This is a genomic window from Cupriavidus sp. 22TCCZM01-5 (genome assembly GCF_057798915.1).
In genome coordinates this window covers 205,013-226,414 of sequence record NZ_JBYOJR010000002.1, presented here as the reverse complement: position 1 = coordinate 226,414, position 21,402 = coordinate 205,013, and the positions used below count along the sequence as shown (strand labels likewise).

The window sequence follows — 21,402 nt, the reverse complement described above, 5'->3', positions numbered from 1 at the left end:
TTGCGTCGTGTTGTTGCTGGTATGTTGGCGACCGGTTCCCTGGCCTTGGGGTTGATGGCGTCGCCGGCCTTGGCGGAAGTCGTGGTGGTGCTCAACTCGGGTGACGCAACCGTCACGCTGATCGACAAGGACACGCAGAAGGTGCTCGAGACCTACCCGGTCGGCAAGGAGCCCCATCACCTGATCGCCACGCCGGACGAAAAGTCCCTGATCGTCGCAAATGCCGTGGGCAATGACCTGGTCTTCCTGGACCCGGTGTCCGGCAAGGTCCAGCAGCGTGTGCCCGGTATCGACGATCCCTACCAGATCGGTTTTTCCCCGGACCAGAAGTGGTTCATCGCCACGGGCAACCGGCTGGACCGCGTCGACCTCTACCGCTGGGACGGCAAGGCGCTGAAGATGGCCAAGCAGTTTCCGCTGGCCAAGACGCCCAGCCATATCGCCTTCACCGCCGACAGCCGCATCGCATTCATCACGCTGCAGGATTCCAATGAGGTGGTCGCGATCGACCTGGCCACGCAGAACGTGATGTGGCGCATGGATGCGGGCTCGGCGCCCGCGGGCATCTGGGTGACGCCTGACCAGCGCTACCTGCTGGTCGGCATGACGGGCGCGGATTATGTGGCCGTGATCGACTGGCGCACCCGTACCATCGTGAAGCAGATCCAGACCGGCAAGGGCGCGCATAACTTCCGGGCGGTGGGCGACAAGCGCCACCTGTTCCTGAGCAACCGCGTGACCGGCAGCATCAGCATCATCGACCAGCAGACCCTGACCAAGGTGGGCGACATTACCGGCCTGCCGCCGGGTCCGGACGATATGGAGCTGACCGCCGATGGCAAGACGCTGTGGGTGACGTTCCGCTGGGCGCGAGCGGTCGGCCTGATCGATGTGGCCAATCGCAAGCTGGTCAAGACCATCCGCGTGGGCCGTTCGCCTCACGGGATCTATTTCCGTACCCGGGCACCGCTCTACTGACGCCGGCAGGGCGGGGAAGGATCATGCGCATGTCCGTCGCGCCTCGCTTGAAATGGCTGCTGGCTGCCCTGGCGGCCACAGTCGTGCCGCTGACCGGCCTGCATGCGGCCGATGCAGGCGCGCCGGCCGGAAAGGCCTGCCCGGCGGGAACGCTGTATCTCACATTCGATACCGGCAGCATGAGCCAGGCCCATCTGATCGCCGACACGCTGCGCCGCCACCACATCAAGGCCACGTTCTTCCTGGCCAACGAGCCGACCGTCAACCAGGACGCTTCACTGGAGCCCGGCTGGGCACCATACTGGAAAGCGCTGGCAGCGGACGGCCATGCCTTTGGCACGCATACCTATGACCATGTCTACCTGCGCAGCGTACGTGATGGCAAGGTGACCATGCGCCCGCAGTTCGGGGCGCAGGCCGGCAAGGATGTGAGCATGGACGCCGATGGATTTTGCCGTGAGCTGCAGCGCAGTGCGCAGGCGCTGCGCGGCATGGCCGGCGTGGACATGGTGCCGCTGTGGCGTGCGCCGGGCGGTCGCACCGCGCCGCAGACGCTGCAGTGGGCAGAACAGTGCGGCTTCCGGCATGTCGGCTGGGCGCCGGCCGGGTTCCTTGGCGACGAGCTGTCGTCCGAGCGCTACCCGAACCAGGCGCTGCTGGCGCGTGCGCTGCGCGACCTGCGCGATGGCGACATCACCATGGCCCATCTCGGCATCTGGTCGCGCAAGGACCCGTGGGCACCCGCCGTGCTGGAGCCGCTGATTTCCGGGCTGGAGCGCAAGGGCTTCTGCTTTGCCACGCTGCGCGAGCATCCCGCGTACCGGGACTGGATCGCCGCGGCCGGACAGCGCAAGGAGGGCAAGCGCTGATGCTGGACACCCTCAATGGATGGATTGCGCAGCTGGAAGGCACGCTGTTCCAGGACGTCGTCCTGCCGGCCGTCTACAACCTTGGCTTCGGCGGCTATGCGGAAGACGCGTTCACCGGCACCGAGTGGCTGCTGGTGGGCCTGGTGCAGATCGCCGTCATGGTGCTGATCCTGGGGCCGCTGGAAAAGCTGCGCCCGGTCGAGCCGGTCACGGATCGCGCTGGCATCCGCACGGACATCTTCTATACCCTGATCCACCGGCTGGGACTGTTCCGGCTGGCGATGTTCTTCGTGCTGGCGCCGCTGACCGACTTGCTGGAAGGACACCTGCGGCTGTTCGGCTGGCAACGCCTGAATGTCGAGGACTGGTGGCCGGGCGTGACGTCGATCCCGCTGGTCAGTTTCTTCCTTTACCTGCTGCTGTTCGACCTGCTTGACTACTGGTACCACCGCCTGTCGCACACCTACCGCTGGTGGTGGAGCCTGCATGCGGTGCACCACAGCCAGCGCCAGATGACGCTGTGGAGCGACAACCGCAATCACCTGCTCGACGACATGCTGCGCGACCTCGTATTTGCCGTGGTCGCCATTGCCGTCGGCGTGGAGCCGTCCCAGTACGTGCTGCTGGTGGCGCTGTCGCAGTTGCTGCAAAGCCTGCAGCACGCCAACTTGCGGCTGAACTTTGGCGTGATCGGCGAGCGCCTGCTGATCTCGCCGCGATTCCATCGCACCCACCACGCCGTGGGGCTTGGGCATGAGGCCGCCGGCGTGCCGGCTCGCCTCGGTGGCTGCAACTATGGCGTGATCTTCCCCTGGTGGGACATGTTGTTCGGCACGGCGGTCTTCACCCCGGCCTACCATCCGACCGGCATCCGCGACCAGATGCCGCCGCCCGCGGGCAAGGGTCGCGACTATGGCGCCGGGCTGCTGGCCCAGCAGTGGTACGGCATCAAGCGCCTGCTGCGCCTCGGCTGAAGCGAAACGCCGCGATACCGGCGGCGTATGCTAGTGTTCCGGTGCGCGTGCATTTGCCGGCGCATTGCACTGTTCCAATCTGACATCCCGCATGAACGACATTTTTCGCTCGTTTGGCCGCGCGCTCGTGAGCCAGTTGCATCCGCGCATGCTGATGCTGACGGTCCTGCCCTTCGTCCTTGCCACGGCACTGTGGGGCGGCCTGTTCTGGTGGGGCTGGGACCCGATCATGAGCGCGATGCGGTCTTTCCTCGAGGCTTCGGTCCTGACCAGCTGGATCTACAGCGCGCTGGACTGGTTCGGCCTGCAGTCGTTGCGCGCCGTGGTTGCGCCCCTGTTCGTGGCGGCGCTGGCGGTGCCGCTGGTCATTGCGTCGATGCTGCTGTTCATCAGCCTGTTTTCGGTGCCCGCAGTCATGCGCCACCTCGAGCGCAGCTACCCGGACCTCGCCAAGGAGCGCGGTGGCAGCATCGTGGGCAGCGTATTCCAGTCGCTTGGCAGTACGGTGGTGTTCCTGGTGCTGGTGCTGGTGACGCTGCCGCTGTGGCTGATGCCGCTGTTCTTTGCGCTGATTCCGCCGGTCCTGTGGGGCTGGCTGACCTATCGCGTGATGACCTATGACGCGCTGGCGGACCATGCATCCGCGGAGGAGCGCAAGACCCTGATGCGGCGTCATCGTGTCCCGCTGCTGACGATGGGTGTCGTCGTGGGGCTGCTCGGTTCAGCGCCGACGCTCTTGTGGGTGTCGTCGGCTGCGGTCATTTTCCTGTTCCCGTTCGTGCTGGCGGGCACGCTGTGGCTCTATGTGCTGATCTTCATTTTCTCGGCACTATGGTTCGGTCACTTCTGCCTGCGCGCGCTGGCGCAACTGCGCGCCGAGCGGGCCGCGGCGGCCGCGCCGCCACCATCGGCGCTAGCTGGCGACGTAATTGATCTGGCGCCGTCGGACGTGCGCCGCATTGAACATTCCTGAAGCGGGGGCATCATGGGTTTCGGCCTGATCGTCATTGGCGATGAAATACTATCCGGGCGGCGAGAAGACAAGCACCTGCGCCGCGCCATCGAGCTGCTGGGCGCACGCGGGCTGAAGCTGGACTGGGCCCAGTACGTCGGCGATGACCGCGACAGCATCACGACAACGCTGCGCCGCACGCTGGCGGGGCCGGACATCGTGTTCTGCACGGGCGGCATCGGTGCGACGCCGGACGACCATACGCGCCAGTGCGCGGCCGCCGCGCTTGGTGTGCCGCTGGTGCTGCATCCCGAGGCGCGCGAGCTGATCGCGCTGCGGATTGCCGAAACTGCGCAAGGGGATCCGGTCAAGGGCGACCTCAACCTGCCGGAGAACCAGCATCGCTTCAAGATGGGGGAATTTCCGCAAGGCGCGCGCATCATCCCAAACAGCTACAACCGGATTCCCGGGTTCTCGGTGGCTGACCACCATTTCATGCCCGGGTTTCCGGTCATGGCGTGGCCGATGATGGAATGGGTGCTGGATCACGGCTATGCCCACCTGTTCCACCGGGGCGTTCAGCAGGAGCGTGCGTTCTACGTGTTCGAGGCGCCGGAATCGACGCTGACGCCGTTGATGGAGCGTGTCGAGGCGGCCTACCCGGGCATTCGGGTCTTCAGCCTGCCATCCGTGGGGGACGCGCAGCGCGGCGACCAGCTCGCGCGGCGCCATATCGACCTGGGCGTGAAGGGCTCGGCGGAGCAGGTCGGGCCAGCCTATGCCATGCTGCTCGAAGGCGTGCGCGGCATGGGTTTCGAAACGGTGGAGCAGGGGGACGTGGGCACAGACGGCTGAGGTGGGGTAAAAAAGTGGTTTTTCGCGGGATTGTGGGGATGGGGAAGGGGGGCTGTGATCGGCGCCTGCCAAGCCCGACAATCACCACCCCTTCCCCATTCCCACAATCCGCCGTAGAACCAACAAAACGGGGACTGATCAGGCTCCTATTTCCCGTGATCAGGCGCCGTGCCAAGGCAGGCCGCGCACACACCAGCCTTCCACGGTCTTGCGGTGGTGGTTATCGTCGCGGTTGCCTTCGAACCCTTCCAGCACGTCCATGGCGAACTGGTAGCCGGCTTCCGTGGCAACGCGGGCGGCATGCTTGGAGCGCGCCGCGCTGCGGCACAGGAACAGCACCGGCACGTCGGCCGGCACGCGGGCCTTCAGTTCCTCGATAAAGCGTGCGTTCTGCGCGCCGCCGGGATAGGACATCCATTCGACATGGGCGAACTGGGCATCGGGCAGATCGACGCCGCCCACCCAGTCGAGCTCGGCCTGCGTGCGCACGTCCACCAGCACGGCGGACGGATCGCCCTGCAGCAGCGCGAAGGCTTCCACGGGCGACAGGGCGCCGAAATAGGGAAGCTGGTTCTGTTGCTGGCGATATTGCGCAGCCTTGAGGAGTTCGTCTCGGGTAGTCATCTGGGTGACAAGATTGATAGATGGTATGGCGGATGCCAGACCGCTATTCTATAGTGCGCCCTGGCAAGGACCATTATTCCGGTCAATCACGAAAAGATTTGGCCGATTGCAGTGCGGTGAGATCATATTTGGTGCATGAGCACCAATACGGTGCTTAGACTTGATGCATGCACCATTATGATGTTTTATGGGTTGGGCGTTTGGCGGCCGCCTTGTTATGTTGGCATCACGTGTTGGTGGCGTCTCGCCAAGCCGCGGGGCAGACGGACCCCGGGATGGTGCGCCGGCTTTGGCCGGGTACTTTTTTCGGAGCAGTGGGAATGGGGGCGGGGTTTACTTGGCATGCTTTCTGCTAACATTCTTCGTCCTTTTCAGGGCAAGGAATCGCGCGGGCGCAGTGGCTGGGAACCACCGCACTTCGCACCGGCGCGATGACCGGCCCACGAATGGCTTTCTAGACTTCAGCCGAATATCCAGGAGATTGGCATGGCCCAAAGCGTTGCAGATGTGATGAAGCTTGTGAAGGAAAACGACGTCAAGTTCGTCGATTTCCGCTTCACGGATACCAAAGGCAAGGAGCAACACGTTTCGGTTCCGACGTCGCACTTCGACGAGGACAAGTTCGAAAGCGGCCACGCCTTCGACGGCTCGTCCATCGCTGGCTGGAAGGGTATCGAGGCTTCGGACATGCTGCTGATGCCGGACTCGAACACCGCCTTCATCGACCCGTTCTACGAAGAGCCGACGCTGGTCCTGACCTGCGACGTGGTCGAGCCGTCGGACGGCAAGGGCTATGACCGCGACCCGCGTTCGATCGCCAAGCGCGCTGAAGCCTACCTGAAGAGCACCGGCCTGGGCGACACCGCCTTCTTCGGTCCGGAACCCGAGTTCTTCATCTTCGACGGCGTGACCTGGAACGTCGACATGCAAGGCTGCTTCGTGAAGGTCCATTCCGAAGAAGCCCCGTGGTCGTCGGGCAAGGAATTCGAGCACGGCAACTCGGGCCACCGTCCTGGCAAGAAGGGCGGCTACTTCCCGGTTGCCCCGATCGACACGTTCCAGGACATGCGCTCGGAAATGTGCCTGATCCTGGAGTCGCTGGGCATCCCCGTTGAAGTTCACCACCACGAAGTGGCTGGCCAGGGCCAGAACGAAATCGGCACCAAGTTCAGCACGCTGGTGCAGCGCGCCGACTGGACCCAGTTGCAGAAGTACGTGATCCAGAACGTCGCCCACACCTACGGCAAGACCGCCACGTTCATGCCGAAGCCCATCGTCGGCGACAACGGCTCGGGCATGCACGTGCACCAGTCGGTCTGGAAGGACGGCCAGAACCTGTTTGCGGGCAACGGCTACGCCGGCCTGTCGGAATTCGCGCTGTACTACATCGGCGGCATCATCAAGCACGCTCGCGCGCTGAACGCCATCACCAACCCGGGCACGAACTCGTACAAGCGCCTGGTGCCGGGCTTCGAAGCGCCGGTCAAGCTGGCCTACTCGGCCCGCAACCGTTCGGCTTCGATCCGCATTCCGTACGTGGCGAACCCGAAGGGCCGCCGCATCGAGACCCGCTTCCCGGATCCGCTGATGAACCCGTACCTGGGCTTCTCGGCACTGCTGATGGCTGGTCTGGACGGCGTGATGAACAAGATCCACCCGGGCGAAGCTGCCGACAAGAACCTGTACGACCTGCCGCCGGAAGAGGATGCAAAGATCCCGACCGTCTGCAACAGCCTCGACCAGTCGCTGGAATACCTCGACAACGACCGTGAGTTCCTGACCCGCGGCGGCGTGTTCTCCAACTCCATGCTCGATGCCTACATCGAGCTGAAGATGGAGGAAGTCACCCGCTTCCGCATGACCACCCACCCGGTCGAATTCGAAATGTATTACTCGCTGTAAGCGAGTTGTTGCCCGGCGATGACGACAGGTTGTGGTCGGGCAACAGTTGCACCAGCAAGGGGCGGCTTTGGCTGTCCCTTTTTCTTTTGATGGCTAGAATGGGACTTTCCGTTCAACCCTATCGCTGATGTTCATGAACGTGTCCCCACACATGGCCAGGCTGATCAAGCCGTTGCACCGATCCAGTGTACGACTCCCCATCCTGGTGTCTGCCGCGCTGCTGGCAGCCGCTGCGTGGAGCCAGTTGGTGCAGGCGCAGTCCTCCGATGTCTACGTCTGCGTCGGCCCCAATGGTGTGCCGGAATATCGCAACGGCAGCGCGGGCAAAGGGTGCAAGCGACTGAACCTGCCGGATGTGGTCACAGTGCCGGGCGGACGTACCTCGGCGCCGGCGAAGGCCGCCGCGACATCGGGTGGAGCCGCCGGCGGCGCAGCGGCGACCAACGGCTTTCCGCGCGTGGACAGTGCCACGCAGAAGAGCCGCGACAGCGAACGGCGCACTGTGCTGGAGCAAGAACTGCAGGCTGAGGACGCCAAGCTGGCGGCGCTGCGCGCCGAGTACAACAACGGCCAGCCCGAGCGCCAAGGCAATGAACGGAACTATCAGCGCTACCTGGATCGTACGGCGGGACTGCGCGATGACATCGCCCGCAGCGAGGCCAACGCCGCGTCCCTGCGCCGTGAGCTTTCCAACCTGAAGGACTAGTCTTATGCGTCGCCTGATTCGCAGTGTGTCGCGCAGGGGCGGCGGCGCTGACGCCGCCCATAGCGACATCGCCGGCCAGGCTCAACCGGTCAATGGCCCGGACGGCGGTCAGGTGTCGCCGCTTGGGACCGTAGCCCTGCATTCAGGCCTCGATGTCGTGGCCAATCCCGTTTTGCTGGTCAGGCAGCCGGGCCTGCGCGTGGCCTATGCCAATCCGGCCGCCGAGTCGACCTTCGCGGTGTCGCGCAAGGCCATGGCGGAGCTGGCGCTGCCGGACCTGTTCGGACAGTCCGAAGAATTGCAGGGCATGATCGATACGGTGATCACGCGCCAGTTCGACGTGCGGCGCCAGGACCTGGTGCTGCGTCCGCCCCTGCAAGAGCCGATCCATGCGCATGTGGTGATCGGCGCGCTCGAGGCGTTCGGCGATACCGTGCTGGTGGAGATCCTGCTCAACGAGCAGAAGGTCCGCAGCGATCGGGAAGAGCGCATCCTCGACCTGACTTCCGCCAACAAGGAACTGATCCGGAATCTGGCGCACGAGATCAAGAATCCGCTGGGCGGCATCCGCGGCGCGGCGCAGTTGCTGGAATTCGAGCTGCCCGAGCGGGCGCTACGCGAGTACACGCAGGTCATCATCAAGGAGTCGGACCGTCTGCAGACGCTGGTGGACCGGCTCTTGGAGCCGCATCGCCACCCGCATATCGTGTCGAGACTGAATATCCATGAAGTGCTGGAGCGCGTGCGCTCGGTCGTGCTGGCCGAATTTCCCAACGGCCTGGACATCGTGCGCGACTACGACGCCAGCCTGCCCGAGTTGCGCGGCGACATGGAGCAACTGATCCAGGCCGTGCTGAACATCGTTCACAACGCCGCGCAGGCGTTGGCCGAGCGCATTGCTCGCGGCGATGCGCAGATCGTCCTGCGGACCCGCGTCGCGCGCCAGGTCACGATCGCCAAGCGTCTGTTCAAGCTGGCATTGGACTTGCATGTGATCGACAACGGCCCGGGAATTCCCGATGACATCCGCGAACGCATCTTCTATCCGCTGGTATCGGGCAGGGATGGCGGTAGCGGTCTCGGTCTCACACTCGCTCAAACCTTCGTGCAGCAGCACGAGGGCTTGATCGAATGCGAGAGCAGGCCGGGTTGTACCGACTTCCGCATCCTGCTGCCGCTGCACTAGCTGTCCCGCCGGCATCCGCGATCGATTGATGCACTTGCCGCCAGGCCGGGCATGCGGAAGACCAAATGACACCGAGCAGACAAGCGACGCACATGAAGCCGATCTGGATAGTCGACGACGATCAATCAATCCGCTGGGTACTTGAAAAGGCCCTGGCCCGTGAAAGCCTGCTCTCCCGCAGCTTTACCAATGTCCGTGACGTGCTTGCGGCGCTGGAAGACGATGTCCCGCAGGTCCTGATATCGGATATCCGCATGCCGGGCGGATCCGGCCTGGACCTGCTGCAGGCCATCAAGGCCAAGCACCCGGGCCTGCCCGTCATCATCATGACGGCCTATTCGGACCTAGATAGTGCCGTCGCGGCGTTCCAGGGCGGGGCCTTCGAATACCTGGCCAAGCCTTTCGATGTCGACAAGGCCGTCGAGCTGATCCGCCGCGCGCTGGAGGAGAGCCTGCGCGAGGGGGAACTGGATGACCGGCTCGTCGATGCGCCTGAAATCCTCGGCCAGGCGCCCGCGATGCAGGATGTGTTCCGCGCCATCGGGCGCTTGTCGCAGTCGAACGTGACGGTGATGATCACCGGCGAATCCGGTACCGGCAAGGAACTGGTCGCGCGCGCCCTGCACAAGCACAGCCCGCGCGCCAATGGACCGTTCATTGCGCTGAACACGGCCGCTATTCCGAAGGACCTGCTTGAATCGGAGCTGTTCGGGCACGAACGCGGCGCGTTCACGGGCGCGCAAACCATGCGCCGTGGTCGCTTCGAGCAGGCCGAGGGCGGCACGCTGTTCCTCGACGAAATCGGCGACATGCCGTTCGATCTGCAGACCCGGTTGCTGCGCGTGCTGTCGGATGGAAACTTTTATCGCGTGGGCGGACACAATCCATTGCGTGCCAATGTGCGGGTCATTGCCGCTACGCACCAGAACCTGGAGTTGCGCGTCAAGGAAGGCCTGTTCCGCGAGGACTTGTTCCATCGCCTGAACGTGATCCGGCTGCGGCTGCCGCCGCTGCGCGAGCGGCCGGAAGACATCACGCTGCTGGCCCGGCATTTCCTGCAGAAGAGCGCGAAGGAGCTGGGCGTGGAGCCCAAGCGCATGTCCGACGAGGCGCTGGCCTATGTCAGCACGTTGCCGTTCCCGGGCAATGTGCGCCAGCTCGAGAACCTCTGCAACTGGCTGACCGTGATGGCTCCGGCCCAGACCATCGAGGTCAAGGACCTGCCGCGCGAAATGATCGGGACGGGCAGTGCCGAAGGCGCGCCGGCCGTGCATCGTGCCGCCGAGGCGCGCTCGCCGTCAGCCGAGTTCGCTGCTGGCCATGACCTGTCGGACTACGGCGGCCTGGCCACGCCGGTTGCCGAATCGGAAACCCTGACGGCGGTGCGGCCCGTCACGGCACCCGCAGTCTCCGCGCCGGCTTCGTTGACTGCCGGATGGGAAAACCTGCTGGCCGGCGAGGCGCGCGCGATGCTGGAATCCGGGCAGCCCGAGGTGATGGATGCGCTGACCCGCCGGTTTGAAAAGGCCGTGCTCGAAGCCGCGCTGGGGGTCACGCGTGGCCGCCGCGTGGAAGCCGCCACGCGCCTGGGCATCGGGCGCAACACCATTACGCGCAAGCTGCAGGAGCTGGGCTTCGATTAAGGCGGAAGGCGTCGAGTGAGTCGTGAAGAAGGCCGGGCTCGCCCGGCCTTCTTCATTGCTGGTTTCGCGTGGCAAGCAGTAGCGCGGCCATCTCGGCGAATCCCTCGCCGCCGCTGGCCTCCGTCACGTAGCCCGGCGCGACTGGCAACTGCGCCAGGATCTCGCGCACATTGGCCACGCCGACCGAAAGCGGGAAATGGGCGAACATGCTTGCATCGTTGGCCGAATCACCGATGAACAGCCATTCGTCGCGCCCGGTGTCAAGGTCTTCGCCAAGCAGTTCGGCGGCGCACAGCCGGCTCATGCTCAGCTTGTCATGTCGGCCGAACCAGCCGTTGACGTGGATGGAGCTGACCGTGGCGGTCATGCCGGCATCGTGCATGAGCCGGACGATATGGGTCACGGCGTCCGCGGGCAGCGGCGCGACGTCTTCCGCATGGTCGATGGCCAGGTCCGCCGCGTGCCAGGCCTGGTCGGATGCGAGCGCGCTGCCGGGCACCTCGCGCAAAATGTGCTCGCCCAGTGCGCGGATGCGCTCCAGGTTGCGGGCGCGGATCGGGGCGTCGTCGAGGAAGCGCGTCAGCAGCCGGCCATTGCGCAGGTGGGAATAGAACGCGCCGTTCTCGCCGATGATGGCATCCACCGGCCAGAGCCGGACCAGGATCTCGGCCCACGCGATACAGCGCCCGGTGACCGGGATGACATGCACGCCGGCCTGCGACAGCTGTTCCAGCGCCAGTCCGGCGCACGCCGGCAGCCTGCCGCCCGTGGTAAGGGTGCCGTCGATGTCGGTCAGGATGCCGCGTACGCGGCGCAGGGCAGAGGCGGGGAGGTTTCGCAACGGTTGCATGGCTTCGCATTGTACTGGCGGCGCGGCGCCGGTCCGCTGAGGTTGCGGTGCAGCATGTTGCGAACTCGTGGTTTTGCTGAATTGATCCTCTAGGTGCGACAGGCGTAACATGCCTCTGTCACAAAAAGCACATAGATTCGCTCGATTCCCGACGCAGCGGACAAAACCGACTCAGGAGAGACCACCCATGTCCTTTTCCCGTAGTGTGCTGAAGATCGCCGTACTGGCCGCCCTGGCCGGAGCTGGCAGCGCCCAGGCAGCGGTCGAGATCCAGTGGTGGCATTCCATGGAAGGCGCCTTGAACGACAAGGTGAATGCCATTGCCAGCCAGTTCAACGCCAGTCAGTCCGACTACAAGATCGTGCCCGTCTACAAGGGCCAGTACGACGAATCGCTGGCGGCCGGCATTGCGGCGTTCCGCTCGGGCAACGCGCCAGCCATCCTGCAGGTGTTTGAAGTGGGCACTGCCACCATGATGAATGCCAAAGGCGCGATCAAGCCGGTGGCTACGGTCATGAAGGAGGCGGGCGAGAAGTTCGATCCCAAGGCCTATATTCCGGCTGTGGCTGGGTACTACACGTCGAACAAGGGCGAGATGATGTCGTTCCCGTTCAACAGTTCGACCACGGTCATGTACTACAACAAGGACGCCTTCAAGAAGGCCGGCCTTGATCCCAACAAGCCACCTGCGACGTGGCAGGAAGTGGCGACCGACTCGGCCAAGCTGAAGGCTGCGGGCGTTTCGTGCGGCTACACCACTGACTGGCAGTCGTGGGTACAGCTTGAGAGTTTCTCGGCCTGGCACAACGTACTGTTCGCCACGGAAAACAATGGCTTCGGGGGGCCGGGTGCGCGCCTGGTGTTCAACTCGCCGTTGCATGTGAAGCACATCGCCAATCTGCTCGACATGGCGCAGAAGGGCTACTTTGTCTACGGTGGCCGCAAGGACGAGCCGAAGGCCAAGTTCATCGCCGGGCAATGCGCGATGCTGACGGGTTCGTCGGCGGCGCTTGCCAATATCCGCAAGAACGCCAAGTTCGACTTCACGGTAGCGCCGTTGCCATACGAGCAGGGCGTGCCGGGCGCACCGCAGAATACGATCATCGGCGGTGCATCGTTGTGGGTGATGGGCGGCCGCAAGCCCGAGGAGTACAAGGGCGTGGCCAAGTTCTTCTCATACCTGTCGCGCCCCGATGTCCAGGCCGACTGGCACCAGTCGACGGGCTACCTGCCGGTGACGGTGGCGGCCTATGAGCTCACCAAGAAGTCCGGCTATTACGAAAAGAACCCGGGCGCGGACGTCGCGGTCAAGCAGATGATCGTCAAGACCACGGACAAGTCGCGCGGCATCCGCCTGGGCAACTTCCCGCAGATCCGCAGCGTGATCGACGAAGAACTCGAGGCGGTCTGGTCGGGCAAGAAGCAACCCAAGGAGGCGCTCGACGCCGCCGTGGCGCGTGGCAACGAACTGCTGGAGCGCTTCCAGAGGACCGTACGCGAATAACCTTCGCCAGTTCGTGTAGCGGGGCGAGGGCTGCGGCAGCCGACATTGCGACTGACCGGCCTTTGCCCGTTGTTCATGCGAGGCGGCATAGTGGCCGCCGCGGCACGAGATGTCTTATGGAAAAACGGGTTGTCTTCCGCTCACCGTGGCTGCCTTATCTGCTGGTGTTGCCGCAGATGGCGGTCACGCTGATCTTCTTCTTTCTTCCTGCCGGGCAGGCGCTGTACCAGTCAGTGCTGCAGCAGGATGCATTCGGCATCGATCTCCAGTTTGTCGGGCTGGATAATTTCCGCGCGCTGGTGAATGACGGTGAATACCTGCACTCCATGCAGGTCACGGCCGTGTTCGCGGTGGGCGTGACGCTGCTGGGGCTCTCCGTTTCCTTGCTGCTGGCGTACTTTGCCGACCGCGTGGTGCGCGGCGCAACGGGGTACAAGACGCTGCTGATCTGGCCCTATGCGGTGGCACCGGCTGTGGCAGGCGTGCTGTGGATGTTTCTCTTCAATCCCACGTTGGGCGTTGTGTCCTACGCTTTGCACGCCGTCGGCATGAACTGGAATTTCCTGCTCAATGCCGACCAGGCCATGGTGCTGGTGGTGATCATCGCCGCGTGGAAGCAGATCAGCTACAACTTCCTGTTCTTCCTGGCCGGCTTGCAGAGCATTCCCAGATCGCTGATCGAGGCGGCGGCGATCGATGGCGCCGGACCCTGGAGGCGCTTCTGGTCGATCGTGTTTCCGCTGCTGTCGCCGACCACGTTCTTCCTGATGGTGGTGAATGTGGTGTACGCGTTCTTCGACACCTTTGCGATTATCGATGCGGTGACGCATGGGGGGCCGGTCAACGCGACCAATACGCTGGTGTACAAGGTCTACCACGACGGCTTCCGCGGACTCGATATCGGCGGCTCGGCAGCGCAGTCGGTGGTGCTGATGGGGATCGTGATCGCGTTGACGGTCGTGCAGTTCCAGTACGTGGAACGCAAGGTGCAATACTGAGAGGGCGGGCTGCAAGATGGTGGAACGAAGACCTTTGCTCGATGTGCTTTCCCACTTGGTGCTGCTGCTTGGCGTGGGCATCGTGGCCTTTCCGGTTTATGTGACCTTTGTCGCCTCGACGCTGACGGCGGATGAGGTGTTGCAGGCGCCCATGACCTTGCTGCCGGGTGGCCACTTGCTGGAGAACTACAGGACGGTCCTGGTGGCCGGTGTTGGCAATGCCGCATCGCCCGTGGCCACCATGATGAAGAACAGCCTCATCATGGCGCTCGGCATCGCGCTGGGCAAGATCGCGATCTCCATCATCTCGGCCTTTGCCATCGTCTATTTCCGCTTTCCGCTGCGCAAGACTTTTTTCTGGCTGATCTTCATCACGCTGATGCTGCCGGTGGAGGTTCGCATCCTGCCGACCTACAAGGTGGTATCGGACCTTGGCATGCTGGACAGCTACTTTGGGCTGACGATTCCCATCATCGCGTCAGCGACCGCCACGTTCCTGTTCCGGCAGTTCTTCCTGACCATACCCGATGAGCTGGCCGAAGCGGCACGCATCGACGGAGCGGGGCCCTTGCGCTTCTTCTGGGACGTGGTGCTGCCGCTGTCTCGCACGAGCATCGCGGCACTGTTCGTGATCCAGTTCATTTATGGATGGAACCAGTACCTGTGGCCGCTGCTGATCACCACGCAGAAATCGATGACGCCGGTGGTAGTGGGCGTCACGCAGATGATCTCTCGCTCGGGCGATGCGGCCACGGACTGGAACCTCGTGATGGCCACCGTCATGCTCGCGATGGTCCCGCCGGCGGTCGTCGTCCTGCTGATGCAGAAGTGGTTCGTCAAAGGGTTGGTCGAAACCGAGAAGTGAGCGCGTGATCCGATTCACGCAGGCTGTACAGGAACAGGACAATGGCAAAACTGTCGCTTCGCAATGTTCAGAAGACCTATGCCGGCAACGTCAAGGTCGTGCACGGTATCGACATGGAGATCGCCGATGGCGAGTTCATCGTGATCGTGGGGCCGTCCGGGTGTGGCAAGTCGACGCTGCTGCGCATGGTGGCAGGGCTGGAGACCATCACCGCCGGCGACGTCCATATTGGCGACAGGATCGTCAACCAGCTGGAACCGGCGGAGCGGGATATCGCCATGGTGTTCCAGAACTACGCGCTCTACCCGCATATGACCGTGTACGACAACATGGCGTACGGGCTCAAGATACGCGGCATGGCCAAGGCCGAGATCGGGCAGCGCGTCAGGCACGCGGCGGGTATCCTGGAACTGGCGCCGCTGCTGGACCGCAAGCCCCGGCAGTTGTCCGGCGGGCAGCGCCAGCGCGTGGCGATGGGGCGTGCCATCGTGCGCGAACCATCGGTGTTCCTGTTCGATGAACCGTTGTCGAACCTCGATGCCAAGCTGCGCGTGCAGATGCGACTGGAACTCAAGGAGCTGCACCGGCGCCTGGGAACCACCAGCTTGTACGTGACGCATGACCAGGTGGAGGCCATGACGCTGGCCGACCGCATGATGGTGCTCAATGGCGGGCGCGTCGAGCAGATCGGCACGCCGCTGGAGGTCTATACCCGCCCGGCGAGCACCTTCGTGGCCGGCTTCATCGGGTCGCCGCCGATGAACCTTGTGCCGGTTGTGCGCAACGGCGAGGCGGGCGGGGCGCAGATGCGAGTCGTCGGCAAGGAGGGGGATGCCAATGGCGCAACGCTGGGTCACCTGCCCATGGGGCTGCATCTGCCAGCGGAGGCGCTGCTGGGCCTGCGGCCGGAGCACATCGAGCCTTGTGCCGCGCATGACGCAATTGCCGAGGTGGACGTGCGCGTGGTCGAGGCCCTGGGCGCGGACTCCTTTGCCTATGGATCGCTGGGCGGGCAGCCTATCGTCGTGCGGCTGGACAGCCATGCCCGGGTGCGCGCCGGCGACAAGCTGCCGGTGACGTCGTCGGGGGACCATCTGCACTTTTTCGATGCCCAGACGGGCAAGCGCATCGAGGCCTGAGTATGGAAAAGCAAACGAACGGGCCGGTCAGTCCAGTCAGTGCCGATAATTGGCCGTATCCGCGTCATATTGCGCATCGGGGCGCGGGCAAGCTGGCACCGGAAAACACCCTGGCGGCATTTCGGCTCGGCGCCTCTTTCGGCTATCGAATGTTCGAGTTCGACGTCAAGCTGACCGCCGATGGCAAGCCGGTGCTGATGCATGACGCTACCCTGGACCGCACCACCTCCAGCAGTGGCCGCCTCGACAGCCTTACCCTGGGCGAGGTTGCGCAGCTTGATGCCGGCGGCTGGCACAGCCCGGCTTACGCTGGGGAGCCGGTGCCCACGCTGGCCGCCATTGCGCGCTATACCCGGGCCAATGGCTATCACATCAATATTGAGATCAAGCCCATGCCTGGCCGGGAAGTGCTGACGGGTGCAGCGATTGCCCTCGATGCGCTGACATTGTGGCGTGGCGCGGCGGTGCCGCCGTTGCTGTCCTCATTCTCCGAGGAGGCCCTGGCTGCCGCGCGACGCGTTGCCCCGGAACTGCCGAGGGCGCTGCTGTTCGACAAGCTGCCCGCGGACTGGCTCGGCCGCTTGCACGAACTCGGCTGTGCCGCGCTGGACGCCAACCATCGCGTGCTCAGCGAAAGCATCATCGCCGATGCCCATGCTGCCGGCTTCCGGGTGCTGAGCTACACCGTCAACGATCCCGACCGGGCAGCCCAGCTGCTTGCCTGGGGCCTGGATGGCCTGATCACCGACGCGGTCGATCTCATCCCGCCAGCTGTCTGACTGTTGTGGAAATGTCATGGGTAAAGCGAATTGATGTGGAAATCAATTTCGCATCGCGAAAAGTCCACATTGCGCCTAAGCAAACGTGCTATTCTTACCGCCGTGAAGACTTAGGTCCTTCCCCGCACAACTTGCCCTTTCGGGCCTTGTGACGGCACTTTCACTTCGGCGCCCTCGTGGTGCCGTTTGTCCAAGGGCCGTCCGTTGGGCTCCCAAGAGTTGTTTGCAATCCGCTAACCGGTCAAGCCGTGTCGCGGAAGGTTGAATAACCCGCTGAACTCCGGCATTCCCGGAGAAAAGTGAGCGTCCCATGATGCAGCAGTATCAGAGCAATTCGTATCTCTTCGGCGGCAACGCCCCGTACGTTGAAGAGCTGTACGAAGCCTATCTCCAGAACCCGACTTCGGTTCCCGACAACTGGCGCGCGTATTTCGACGCGATGCAGAACGTCCCCGCTGTCGACGGTTCCAATTCGCGTGACGTCCCGCACGCTCCCATCGTCGCCTCGTTCGCCGAGCGCGCCAAAGCTGGCCCCATCAGGACCATCGTTGCCTCGGCCGATTCCGATATGGGCCGCAAGCGCGTCGCTGCCACCCAGCTGATCGCCGCCTACCGCAACATCGGTTCGCACTGGGCCGACCTGGACCCGCTCAAGCGCCAGGAGCGTCCGCCCCTGCCGGATCTGGACCCGGCTTTCTATGGCTTCTCCGAAGCTGACCTCGATATCGTCTTCAATGCCAGCAACACCTACTTTGGCAAGGAGTCGATGAGCCTGCGCGAGTTGCTGAACAACCTGCGCGAAACCTACTGCGGCACCATCGGCGCCGAATTCATGTACGTGAGCGACCAGGCGCAGAAGCGCTGGTGGCAGGAGCGCCTGGAATCCACGCGTTCCAAGCCGGTCTTCACGCTCGAAAAGAAGAAGCACATCCTGGACCGCCTGACGGCGGCCGAAGGCCTGGAGCGCTTCCTCCACACCAAGTACGTTGGCCAGAAGCGCTTCTCGCTGGAAGGTGGCGAGAGCTTCATCGCCGCGATGGACGAGCTGATCCAGGAATCGGGCAGCAAGGGTGTGCAGGAAATCGTGATCGGCATGGCCCACCGCGGCCGCCTGAACGTGCTGGTCAATACGCTGGGCAAGATGCCGGCCGACCTGTTCGCCGAATTCGAAGGCAAGCACGTCGATGACCTGCCGGCCGGCGACGTCAAGTACCACAAGGGCTTCTCGAGCGATGTCTCGACCCCGGGCGGCCCGGTTCACCTGTCGCTCGCGTTCAACCCGTCGCACCTGGAAATCGTCAACCCGGTGGTCGAAGGCTCGGCCAAGGCCCGCCAGGAACGCCGTGGCGACGTCGGCCACAAGGAAGTGCTGCCGGTGCAGGTGCACGGCGACGCCGCCTTTGCCGGCCAGGGCGTGGTGATGGAGACGCTGAACCTCGCGCAGACGCGCGGCTACGGCACGGGCGGCACGATGCACATCGTCATCAACAACCAGATCGGCTTCACCACTTCCGATCCGCGCGACGCCCGTTCGACGCTGTACTGCACGGACGTGGTCAAGATGATCGAGGCTCCGGTGCTGCACGTGAACGGCGACGATCCCGAGGCCGTGGTGTACGCCATGCAGCTGGCCGTGGACTTCCGCATGGAGTTCAACAAGGATGTCGTGGTCGACATCATCTGCTTCCGCAAGCTGGGTCACAACGAGCAGGACACCCCGGCCGTCACGCAGCCGCTGATGTACAAGAAGATCAGCCAGCACCCGGGCACGCGCAAGCTGTACGCCGACAAGCTGGTTGCGCAGAACCTGGTCCCGGCCGAGTTCGGTGACGAGAAGGTCAAGGAATACCGGGCCGCGATGGACGCCGGCAAGCACACTGCCGACCCGGTCCTGTCGAACTTCAAGAACAAGTTCGCCGTGGACTGGATGCCGTTCCTGAACCGCAAGTGGACCGACGCCGCCGACACCGCCGTGCCGGTGACCGAACTGAAGCGCCTGGCCGAACGCATCACCACCACGCCCGAGACGCTGAAGCTGCACCCGCTGGTGGAGAAGGTCGTCAAGGACCGCGCCAACATGGGTCGCGGCGAGCAGCCGCTGGACTGGGGCATGGGTGAGCACCTGGCCTTCGCTTCGCTGGTGTCGTCGGGCTATCCTGTGCGTATCACCGGCCAGGATGCCGGCCGCGGCACCTTCACCCATCGTCACGCCGTGCTGCATGACCAGGCCCGTGAGCGCTGGGATGCCGGCTCGTATGTGCCGCTGCAGAACGTGTCGGAAAACCAGGCACCGTTCACGGTGATCGACTCGGTGCTGTCGGAAGAAGCCGTGCTCGGCTTCGAATATGGCTACTCGGCCGCCGAGCCGAACGCGATGGTGATCTGGGAAGCCCAGTTCGGCGACTTCGTCAACGGCGCCCAGGTGGTGATCGACCAGTTCATCTCGTCGGGTGAAGTGAAGTGGGGCCGCGCCTCGGGTCTGACCCTGATGCTGCCGCACGGCTACGAAGGCCAGGGTCCGGAGCACAGCTCGGCGCGTATCGAGCGTTTCCTGCAGCTTTGCGCGGACCACAACATGCAGGTCTGCCAGCCGACCACGCCGGCCCAGATCTTCCACCTGCTGCGCCGCCAGATGATCCGTCTGTTCCGCAAGCCGCTGGTGATCATGACGCCGAAGTCGCTGCTGCGTAACAAGGACGCCGTCTCGCCGCTGTCGGATCTGGCCAAGGGCCACTTCGAGACCGTGATCGCGGACCAGGAAGAACTGAACGCCAGCAAGGTCAAGCGCGTGATCATGTGCTCGGGCAAGGTCTACTACGACCTGGTCAACACGCGCAAGGAACGTGAGGCGAATGACGCTGCCATCATCCGTCTGGAACAGCTGTATCCGTTCCCGCACAAGGCAGTGGCTGCAGAGCTCAAGAAGTACCCGAACGCCACCGAAATCGTGTGGTGCCAGGACGAGCCGCAGAACCAGGGTGCCTGGTTCTTCGTGCAGCACTACATCATGGAAAACATGACGGAAGGCCAGAAGCTCGGTTATGCCGGTCGCCCCGCATCCGCTTCGCCGGCGGTGGGCTACTACGCAAAGCACAACGAGCAACAGAAGGCGCTGCTGGACGCAGCTTTCGCCAAGCTCAAGGGCTTTGTCCTGACCAAGTAATTGTGGCAGCACGGCGGCGCTCGCAGGTGACCGCCGTGTTCTTTTCTGCCTGAAGAACAAAACGCATACATCGAGGAATTCACAACCATGGCTATTGTTGACGTCAAGGTTCCGCAACTGTCCGAATCGGTCGCCGAAGCGACCATGCTGAACTGGAAGAAGAAGCCTGGCGAAGCTGTCGCCCAGGACGAGATCCTGATCGAGATCGAGACCGACAAGGTCGTGCTGGAAGTGCCGGCCCCGTCCGCCGGCGTGCTGTCGCAGATCGTCAAGAACGATGGCGACACCGTCGTGGCCGATGAGATCATCGCCAAGATCGATACCGAAGCCACCGCTGGCGCCGCTGCCCCCGCAGCCGCCGCACCGGCACCGGCCGCTGCTGCCCCGGCACCTGCCGCCGCGGCCGCTGCTCCTGCCGCCGGCGCCGTTGCCATGCCTTCGGCTGCCAAGCTGATGGCTGAAGCCGGCCTGTCGGCAGGCCAGGTTGCCGGCACCGGCAAGGATGGCCGTATCACCAAGGGCGACGTGCTCGGCGCCTCGGCTGCCCCGGCTCCCGCCGCCAAGGCTGCTCCGGCTCCTGCCGCTGCCAAGCCGGCCCTGCAGCAAGTCGCTGCCAACGTGGACTTTGCCGCCCTTGGCGACCGCCCGGAAGAGCGCGTGCCGATGAGCCGCCTGCGCGCCCGTATCGCCGAGCGCCTGCTGCAGTCGCAAGCCACCAACGCCATCCTCACCACCTTCAATGAAGTGAACATGAAGCCGGTGATGGACCTGCGCAACAAGTACAAGGACCGCTTCGAGAAGGAACACGGCGTGAAGCTGGGCTTCATGTCGTTCTTCGTCAAGGCAGCAGTCCATGCGCTGAAGAAGTTCCCGCTGATCAACGCCTCGATCGACGGTAACGACATCGTCTACCACGGCTACTTCGACATCGGTATCGCCGTCGGTTCGCCGCGTGGCCTGGTCGTGCCGATCCTGCGCAATGCCGACCAAATGAGCCTGGCCGACATCGAGAAGAAGATCGCCGAGTTCGGCGTCAAGGCACGTGACGGCAAGCTGTCGCTGGAAGAGCTGACCGGCGGTACCTTCTCGATCTCCAACGGCGGCGTGTTCGGCTCGATGCTGTCGACCCCGATCATCAACCCGCCGCAATCGGCCATCCTGGGCGTGCACGCGACCAAGGACCGCCCGGTGGTGGAAGACGGCCAGATCGTGATCCGCCCGATGAACTACCTGGCCATGTCCTACGACCACCGCATCATCGACGGCCGCGAAGCCGTGCTGGGCCTGGTCGCGATGAAGGACGCGCTGGAAGACCCGTCGCGCCTGCTGCTGGACCTGTAAGAAACGGTCCCCCCGCGCGCCTGCCGCGCGGGGTGCGCTCCCCAGTGTTGACGGTGCGCACGGCACATGCTGCC

At 64.0% G+C, this 21,402-nt stretch carries 18 protein-coding genes; 16 read left to right on the top strand and 2 right to left on the bottom strand.

What is annotated here, in order from left to right:
• Positions 1 to 21: 21 nt before the first annotated feature.
• From AC3FNH_RS03140 to AC3FNH_RS03120, 5 genes are all read left to right on the top strand, one after another.
• Positions 22 to 978, top strand: a complete 957-nt coding sequence (locus AC3FNH_RS03140; RefSeq protein ID WP_276100119.1) for a YVTN family beta-propeller repeat protein — start codon at positions 22 to 24, stop codon at positions 976 to 978.
• A 29-nt stretch (positions 979 to 1,007) separates the two neighbouring features.
• A complete protein-coding gene (locus AC3FNH_RS03135; RefSeq protein WP_488719043.1) occupies positions 1,008 to 1,847 on the top strand; it encodes a polysaccharide deacetylase family protein in 840 nt (279 codons plus the stop codon).
• Positions 1,847 to 2,821: a sterol desaturase family protein gene (locus AC3FNH_RS03130; protein ID WP_276100121.1), complete on the top strand. Its 975-nt coding sequence runs from the start codon at positions 1,847 to 1,849 to the stop codon at positions 2,819 to 2,821. The genes AC3FNH_RS03135 and AC3FNH_RS03130 overlap by 1 nt, the downstream gene beginning before the upstream one ends.
• A gap of 91 nt (positions 2,822 to 2,912) precedes the next feature.
• A complete protein-coding gene (locus tag AC3FNH_RS03125; protein ID WP_488719042.1) occupies positions 2,913 to 3,794 on the top strand; it encodes an EI24 domain-containing protein in 882 nt (293 codons plus the stop codon).
• A gap of 12 nt (positions 3,795 to 3,806) precedes the next feature.
• Positions 3,807 to 4,628: a competence/damage-inducible protein A gene (locus tag AC3FNH_RS03120; RefSeq protein ID WP_488719041.1), complete on the top strand. Its 822-nt coding sequence runs from the start codon at positions 3,807 to 3,809 to the stop codon at positions 4,626 to 4,628.
• Positions 4,629 to 4,787: 159 nt separating this feature from the next.
• Here the strand turns inward: AC3FNH_RS03120 and AC3FNH_RS03115 are convergent, their stop codons facing one another.
• On the bottom strand, positions 4,788 to 5,252 hold the full coding sequence (locus tag AC3FNH_RS03115; RefSeq protein WP_488719040.1) for a rhodanese-like domain-containing protein: 465 nt from the start codon (positions 5,250 to 5,252) through the stop codon (positions 4,788 to 4,790).
• A 486-nt stretch (positions 5,253 to 5,738) separates the two neighbouring features.
• Between AC3FNH_RS03115 and AC3FNH_RS03110 the strand changes: the two genes are divergently transcribed.
• The 4 genes from AC3FNH_RS03110 (at position 5,739) to ntrC (ending at position 10,689) form a co-directional block, all read left to right on the top strand.
• On the top strand, positions 5,739 to 7,154 hold the full coding sequence (locus AC3FNH_RS03110) for a 3-hydroxylaminophenol mutase (RefSeq protein WP_276100125.1): 1,416 nt from the start codon (positions 5,739 to 5,741) through the stop codon (positions 7,152 to 7,154).
• Between the two features lie 133 nt (positions 7,155 to 7,287).
• Positions 7,288 to 7,860 carry a DUF4124 domain-containing protein gene (locus AC3FNH_RS03105; RefSeq protein WP_488719039.1) on the top strand — a complete coding sequence of 191 codons (573 nt, stop codon included), beginning with the start codon at positions 7,288 to 7,290 and terminating at the stop codon, positions 7,858 to 7,860.
• Positions 7,861 to 7,864: 4 nt separating this feature from the next.
• Complete coding sequence (gene glnL / locus AC3FNH_RS03100; RefSeq protein ID WP_488719038.1) at positions 7,865 to 9,046, top strand: nitrogen regulation protein NR(II); 1,182 nt, start codon at positions 7,865 to 7,867, stop codon at positions 9,044 to 9,046.
• Between the two features lie 92 nt (positions 9,047 to 9,138).
• Positions 9,139 to 10,689 (top strand): nitrogen regulation protein NR(I), encoded by a 1,551-nt coding sequence (gene ntrC / locus AC3FNH_RS03095; RefSeq protein WP_276100127.1) that lies wholly within the window; start codon positions 9,139 to 9,141, stop codon positions 10,687 to 10,689.
• 52 nt (positions 10,690 to 10,741) lie between these two features.
• Here the strand turns inward: ntrC and AC3FNH_RS03090 are convergent, their stop codons facing one another.
• A complete protein-coding gene (locus AC3FNH_RS03090; RefSeq protein ID WP_488719037.1) occupies positions 10,742 to 11,539 on the bottom strand; it encodes an HAD-IIB family hydrolase in 798 nt (265 codons plus the stop codon).
• 187 nt (positions 11,540 to 11,726) lie between these two features.
• Between AC3FNH_RS03090 and ugpB the strand changes: the two genes are divergently transcribed.
• From ugpB to odhB, 7 genes are all read left to right on the top strand, one after another.
• On the top strand, positions 11,727 to 13,043 hold the full coding sequence (ugpB, locus tag AC3FNH_RS03085; RefSeq protein WP_488719036.1) for a sn-glycerol-3-phosphate ABC transporter substrate-binding protein UgpB: 1,317 nt from the start codon (positions 11,727 to 11,729) through the stop codon (positions 13,041 to 13,043).
• A 116-nt stretch (positions 13,044 to 13,159) separates the two neighbouring features.
• Positions 13,160 to 14,041 carry a sn-glycerol-3-phosphate ABC transporter permease UgpA gene (ugpA, locus tag AC3FNH_RS03080; protein ID WP_488719035.1) on the top strand — a complete coding sequence of 294 codons (882 nt, stop codon included), beginning with the start codon at positions 13,160 to 13,162 and terminating at the stop codon, positions 14,039 to 14,041.
• A gap of 16 nt (positions 14,042 to 14,057) precedes the next feature.
• The gene (gene ugpE, locus AC3FNH_RS03075) at positions 14,058 to 14,906 is read left to right on the top strand and encodes a sn-glycerol-3-phosphate ABC transporter permease UgpE (RefSeq protein ID WP_276100131.1); all 849 of its coding nucleotides are present in this window, start codon (positions 14,058 to 14,060) and stop codon (positions 14,904 to 14,906) included.
• Between the two features lie 41 nt (positions 14,907 to 14,947).
• Entirely contained in the window at positions 14,948 to 16,045 is a 1,098-nt protein-coding gene (locus tag AC3FNH_RS03070) for a sn-glycerol-3-phosphate import ATP-binding protein UgpC (RefSeq protein WP_488719034.1), read from the top strand.
• A 2-nt stretch (positions 16,046 to 16,047) separates the two neighbouring features.
• Positions 16,048 to 16,824 carry a glycerophosphodiester phosphodiesterase gene (gene ugpQ / locus AC3FNH_RS03065; protein ID WP_488719033.1) on the top strand — a complete coding sequence of 259 codons (777 nt, stop codon included), beginning with the start codon at positions 16,048 to 16,050 and terminating at the stop codon, positions 16,822 to 16,824.
• Between the two features lie 310 nt (positions 16,825 to 17,134).
• On the top strand, positions 17,135 to 19,987 hold the full coding sequence (locus tag AC3FNH_RS03060) for a 2-oxoglutarate dehydrogenase E1 component (protein WP_276100134.1): 2,853 nt from the start codon (positions 17,135 to 17,137) through the stop codon (positions 19,985 to 19,987).
• A gap of 87 nt (positions 19,988 to 20,074) precedes the next feature.
• Positions 20,075 to 21,328 carry a 2-oxoglutarate dehydrogenase complex dihydrolipoyllysine-residue succinyltransferase gene (odhB, locus tag AC3FNH_RS03055; RefSeq protein WP_488719032.1) on the top strand — a complete coding sequence of 418 codons (1,254 nt, stop codon included), beginning with the start codon at positions 20,075 to 20,077 and terminating at the stop codon, positions 21,326 to 21,328.
• The last annotated feature ends 74 nt before the right edge of the window (positions 21,329 to 21,402 follow it).

Coding starts and splice junctions, on each gene's coding strand:
- AC3FNH_RS03135 (WP_488719043.1), top strand. CDS start 1,008: ATGTCCGTCGCGCCTCGCTTGAAATGGCTGCTGGCTGCCCTGGCGGCC.
- AC3FNH_RS03120 (WP_488719041.1), top strand. CDS start 3,807: ATGGGTTTCGGCCTGATCGTCATTGGCGATGAAATACTATCCGGGCGG.
- AC3FNH_RS03140 (WP_276100119.1), top strand. CDS start 22: ATGTTGGCGACCGGTTCCCTGGCCTTGGGGTTGATGGCGTCGCCGGCC.
- AC3FNH_RS03125 (WP_488719042.1), top strand. CDS start 2,913: ATGAACGACATTTTTCGCTCGTTTGGCCGCGCGCTCGTGAGCCAGTTG.
- AC3FNH_RS03105 (WP_488719039.1), top strand. CDS start 7,288: ATGAACGTGTCCCCACACATGGCCAGGCTGATCAAGCCGTTGCACCGA.
- ntrC (WP_276100127.1), top strand. CDS start 9,139: ATGAAGCCGATCTGGATAGTCGACGACGATCAATCAATCCGCTGGGTA.
- AC3FNH_RS03130 (WP_276100121.1), top strand. CDS start 1,847: ATGCTGGACACCCTCAATGGATGGATTGCGCAGCTGGAAGGCACGCTG.
- AC3FNH_RS03070 (WP_488719034.1), top strand. CDS start 14,948: ATGGCAAAACTGTCGCTTCGCAATGTTCAGAAGACCTATGCCGGCAAC.
- AC3FNH_RS03060 (WP_276100134.1), top strand. CDS start 17,135: ATGATGCAGCAGTATCAGAGCAATTCGTATCTCTTCGGCGGCAACGCC.
- glnL (WP_488719038.1), top strand. CDS start 7,865: ATGCGTCGCCTGATTCGCAGTGTGTCGCGCAGGGGCGGCGGCGCTGAC.
- ugpA (WP_488719035.1), top strand. CDS start 13,160: ATGGAAAAACGGGTTGTCTTCCGCTCACCGTGGCTGCCTTATCTGCTG.
- ugpE (WP_276100131.1), top strand. CDS start 14,058: ATGGTGGAACGAAGACCTTTGCTCGATGTGCTTTCCCACTTGGTGCTG.
- AC3FNH_RS03090 (WP_488719037.1), bottom strand. CDS start 11,539: ATGCAACCGTTGCGAAACCTCCCCGCCTCTGCCCTGCGCCGCGTACGC.
- AC3FNH_RS03115 (WP_488719040.1), bottom strand. CDS start 5,252: ATGACTACCCGAGACGAACTCCTCAAGGCTGCGCAATATCGCCAGCAA.
- AC3FNH_RS03110 (WP_276100125.1), top strand. CDS start 5,739: ATGGCCCAAAGCGTTGCAGATGTGATGAAGCTTGTGAAGGAAAACGAC.
- ugpQ (WP_488719033.1), top strand. CDS start 16,048: ATGGAAAAGCAAACGAACGGGCCGGTCAGTCCAGTCAGTGCCGATAAT.
- odhB (WP_488719032.1), top strand. CDS start 20,075: ATGGCTATTGTTGACGTCAAGGTTCCGCAACTGTCCGAATCGGTCGCC.
- ugpB (WP_488719036.1), top strand. CDS start 11,727: ATGTCCTTTTCCCGTAGTGTGCTGAAGATCGCCGTACTGGCCGCCCTG.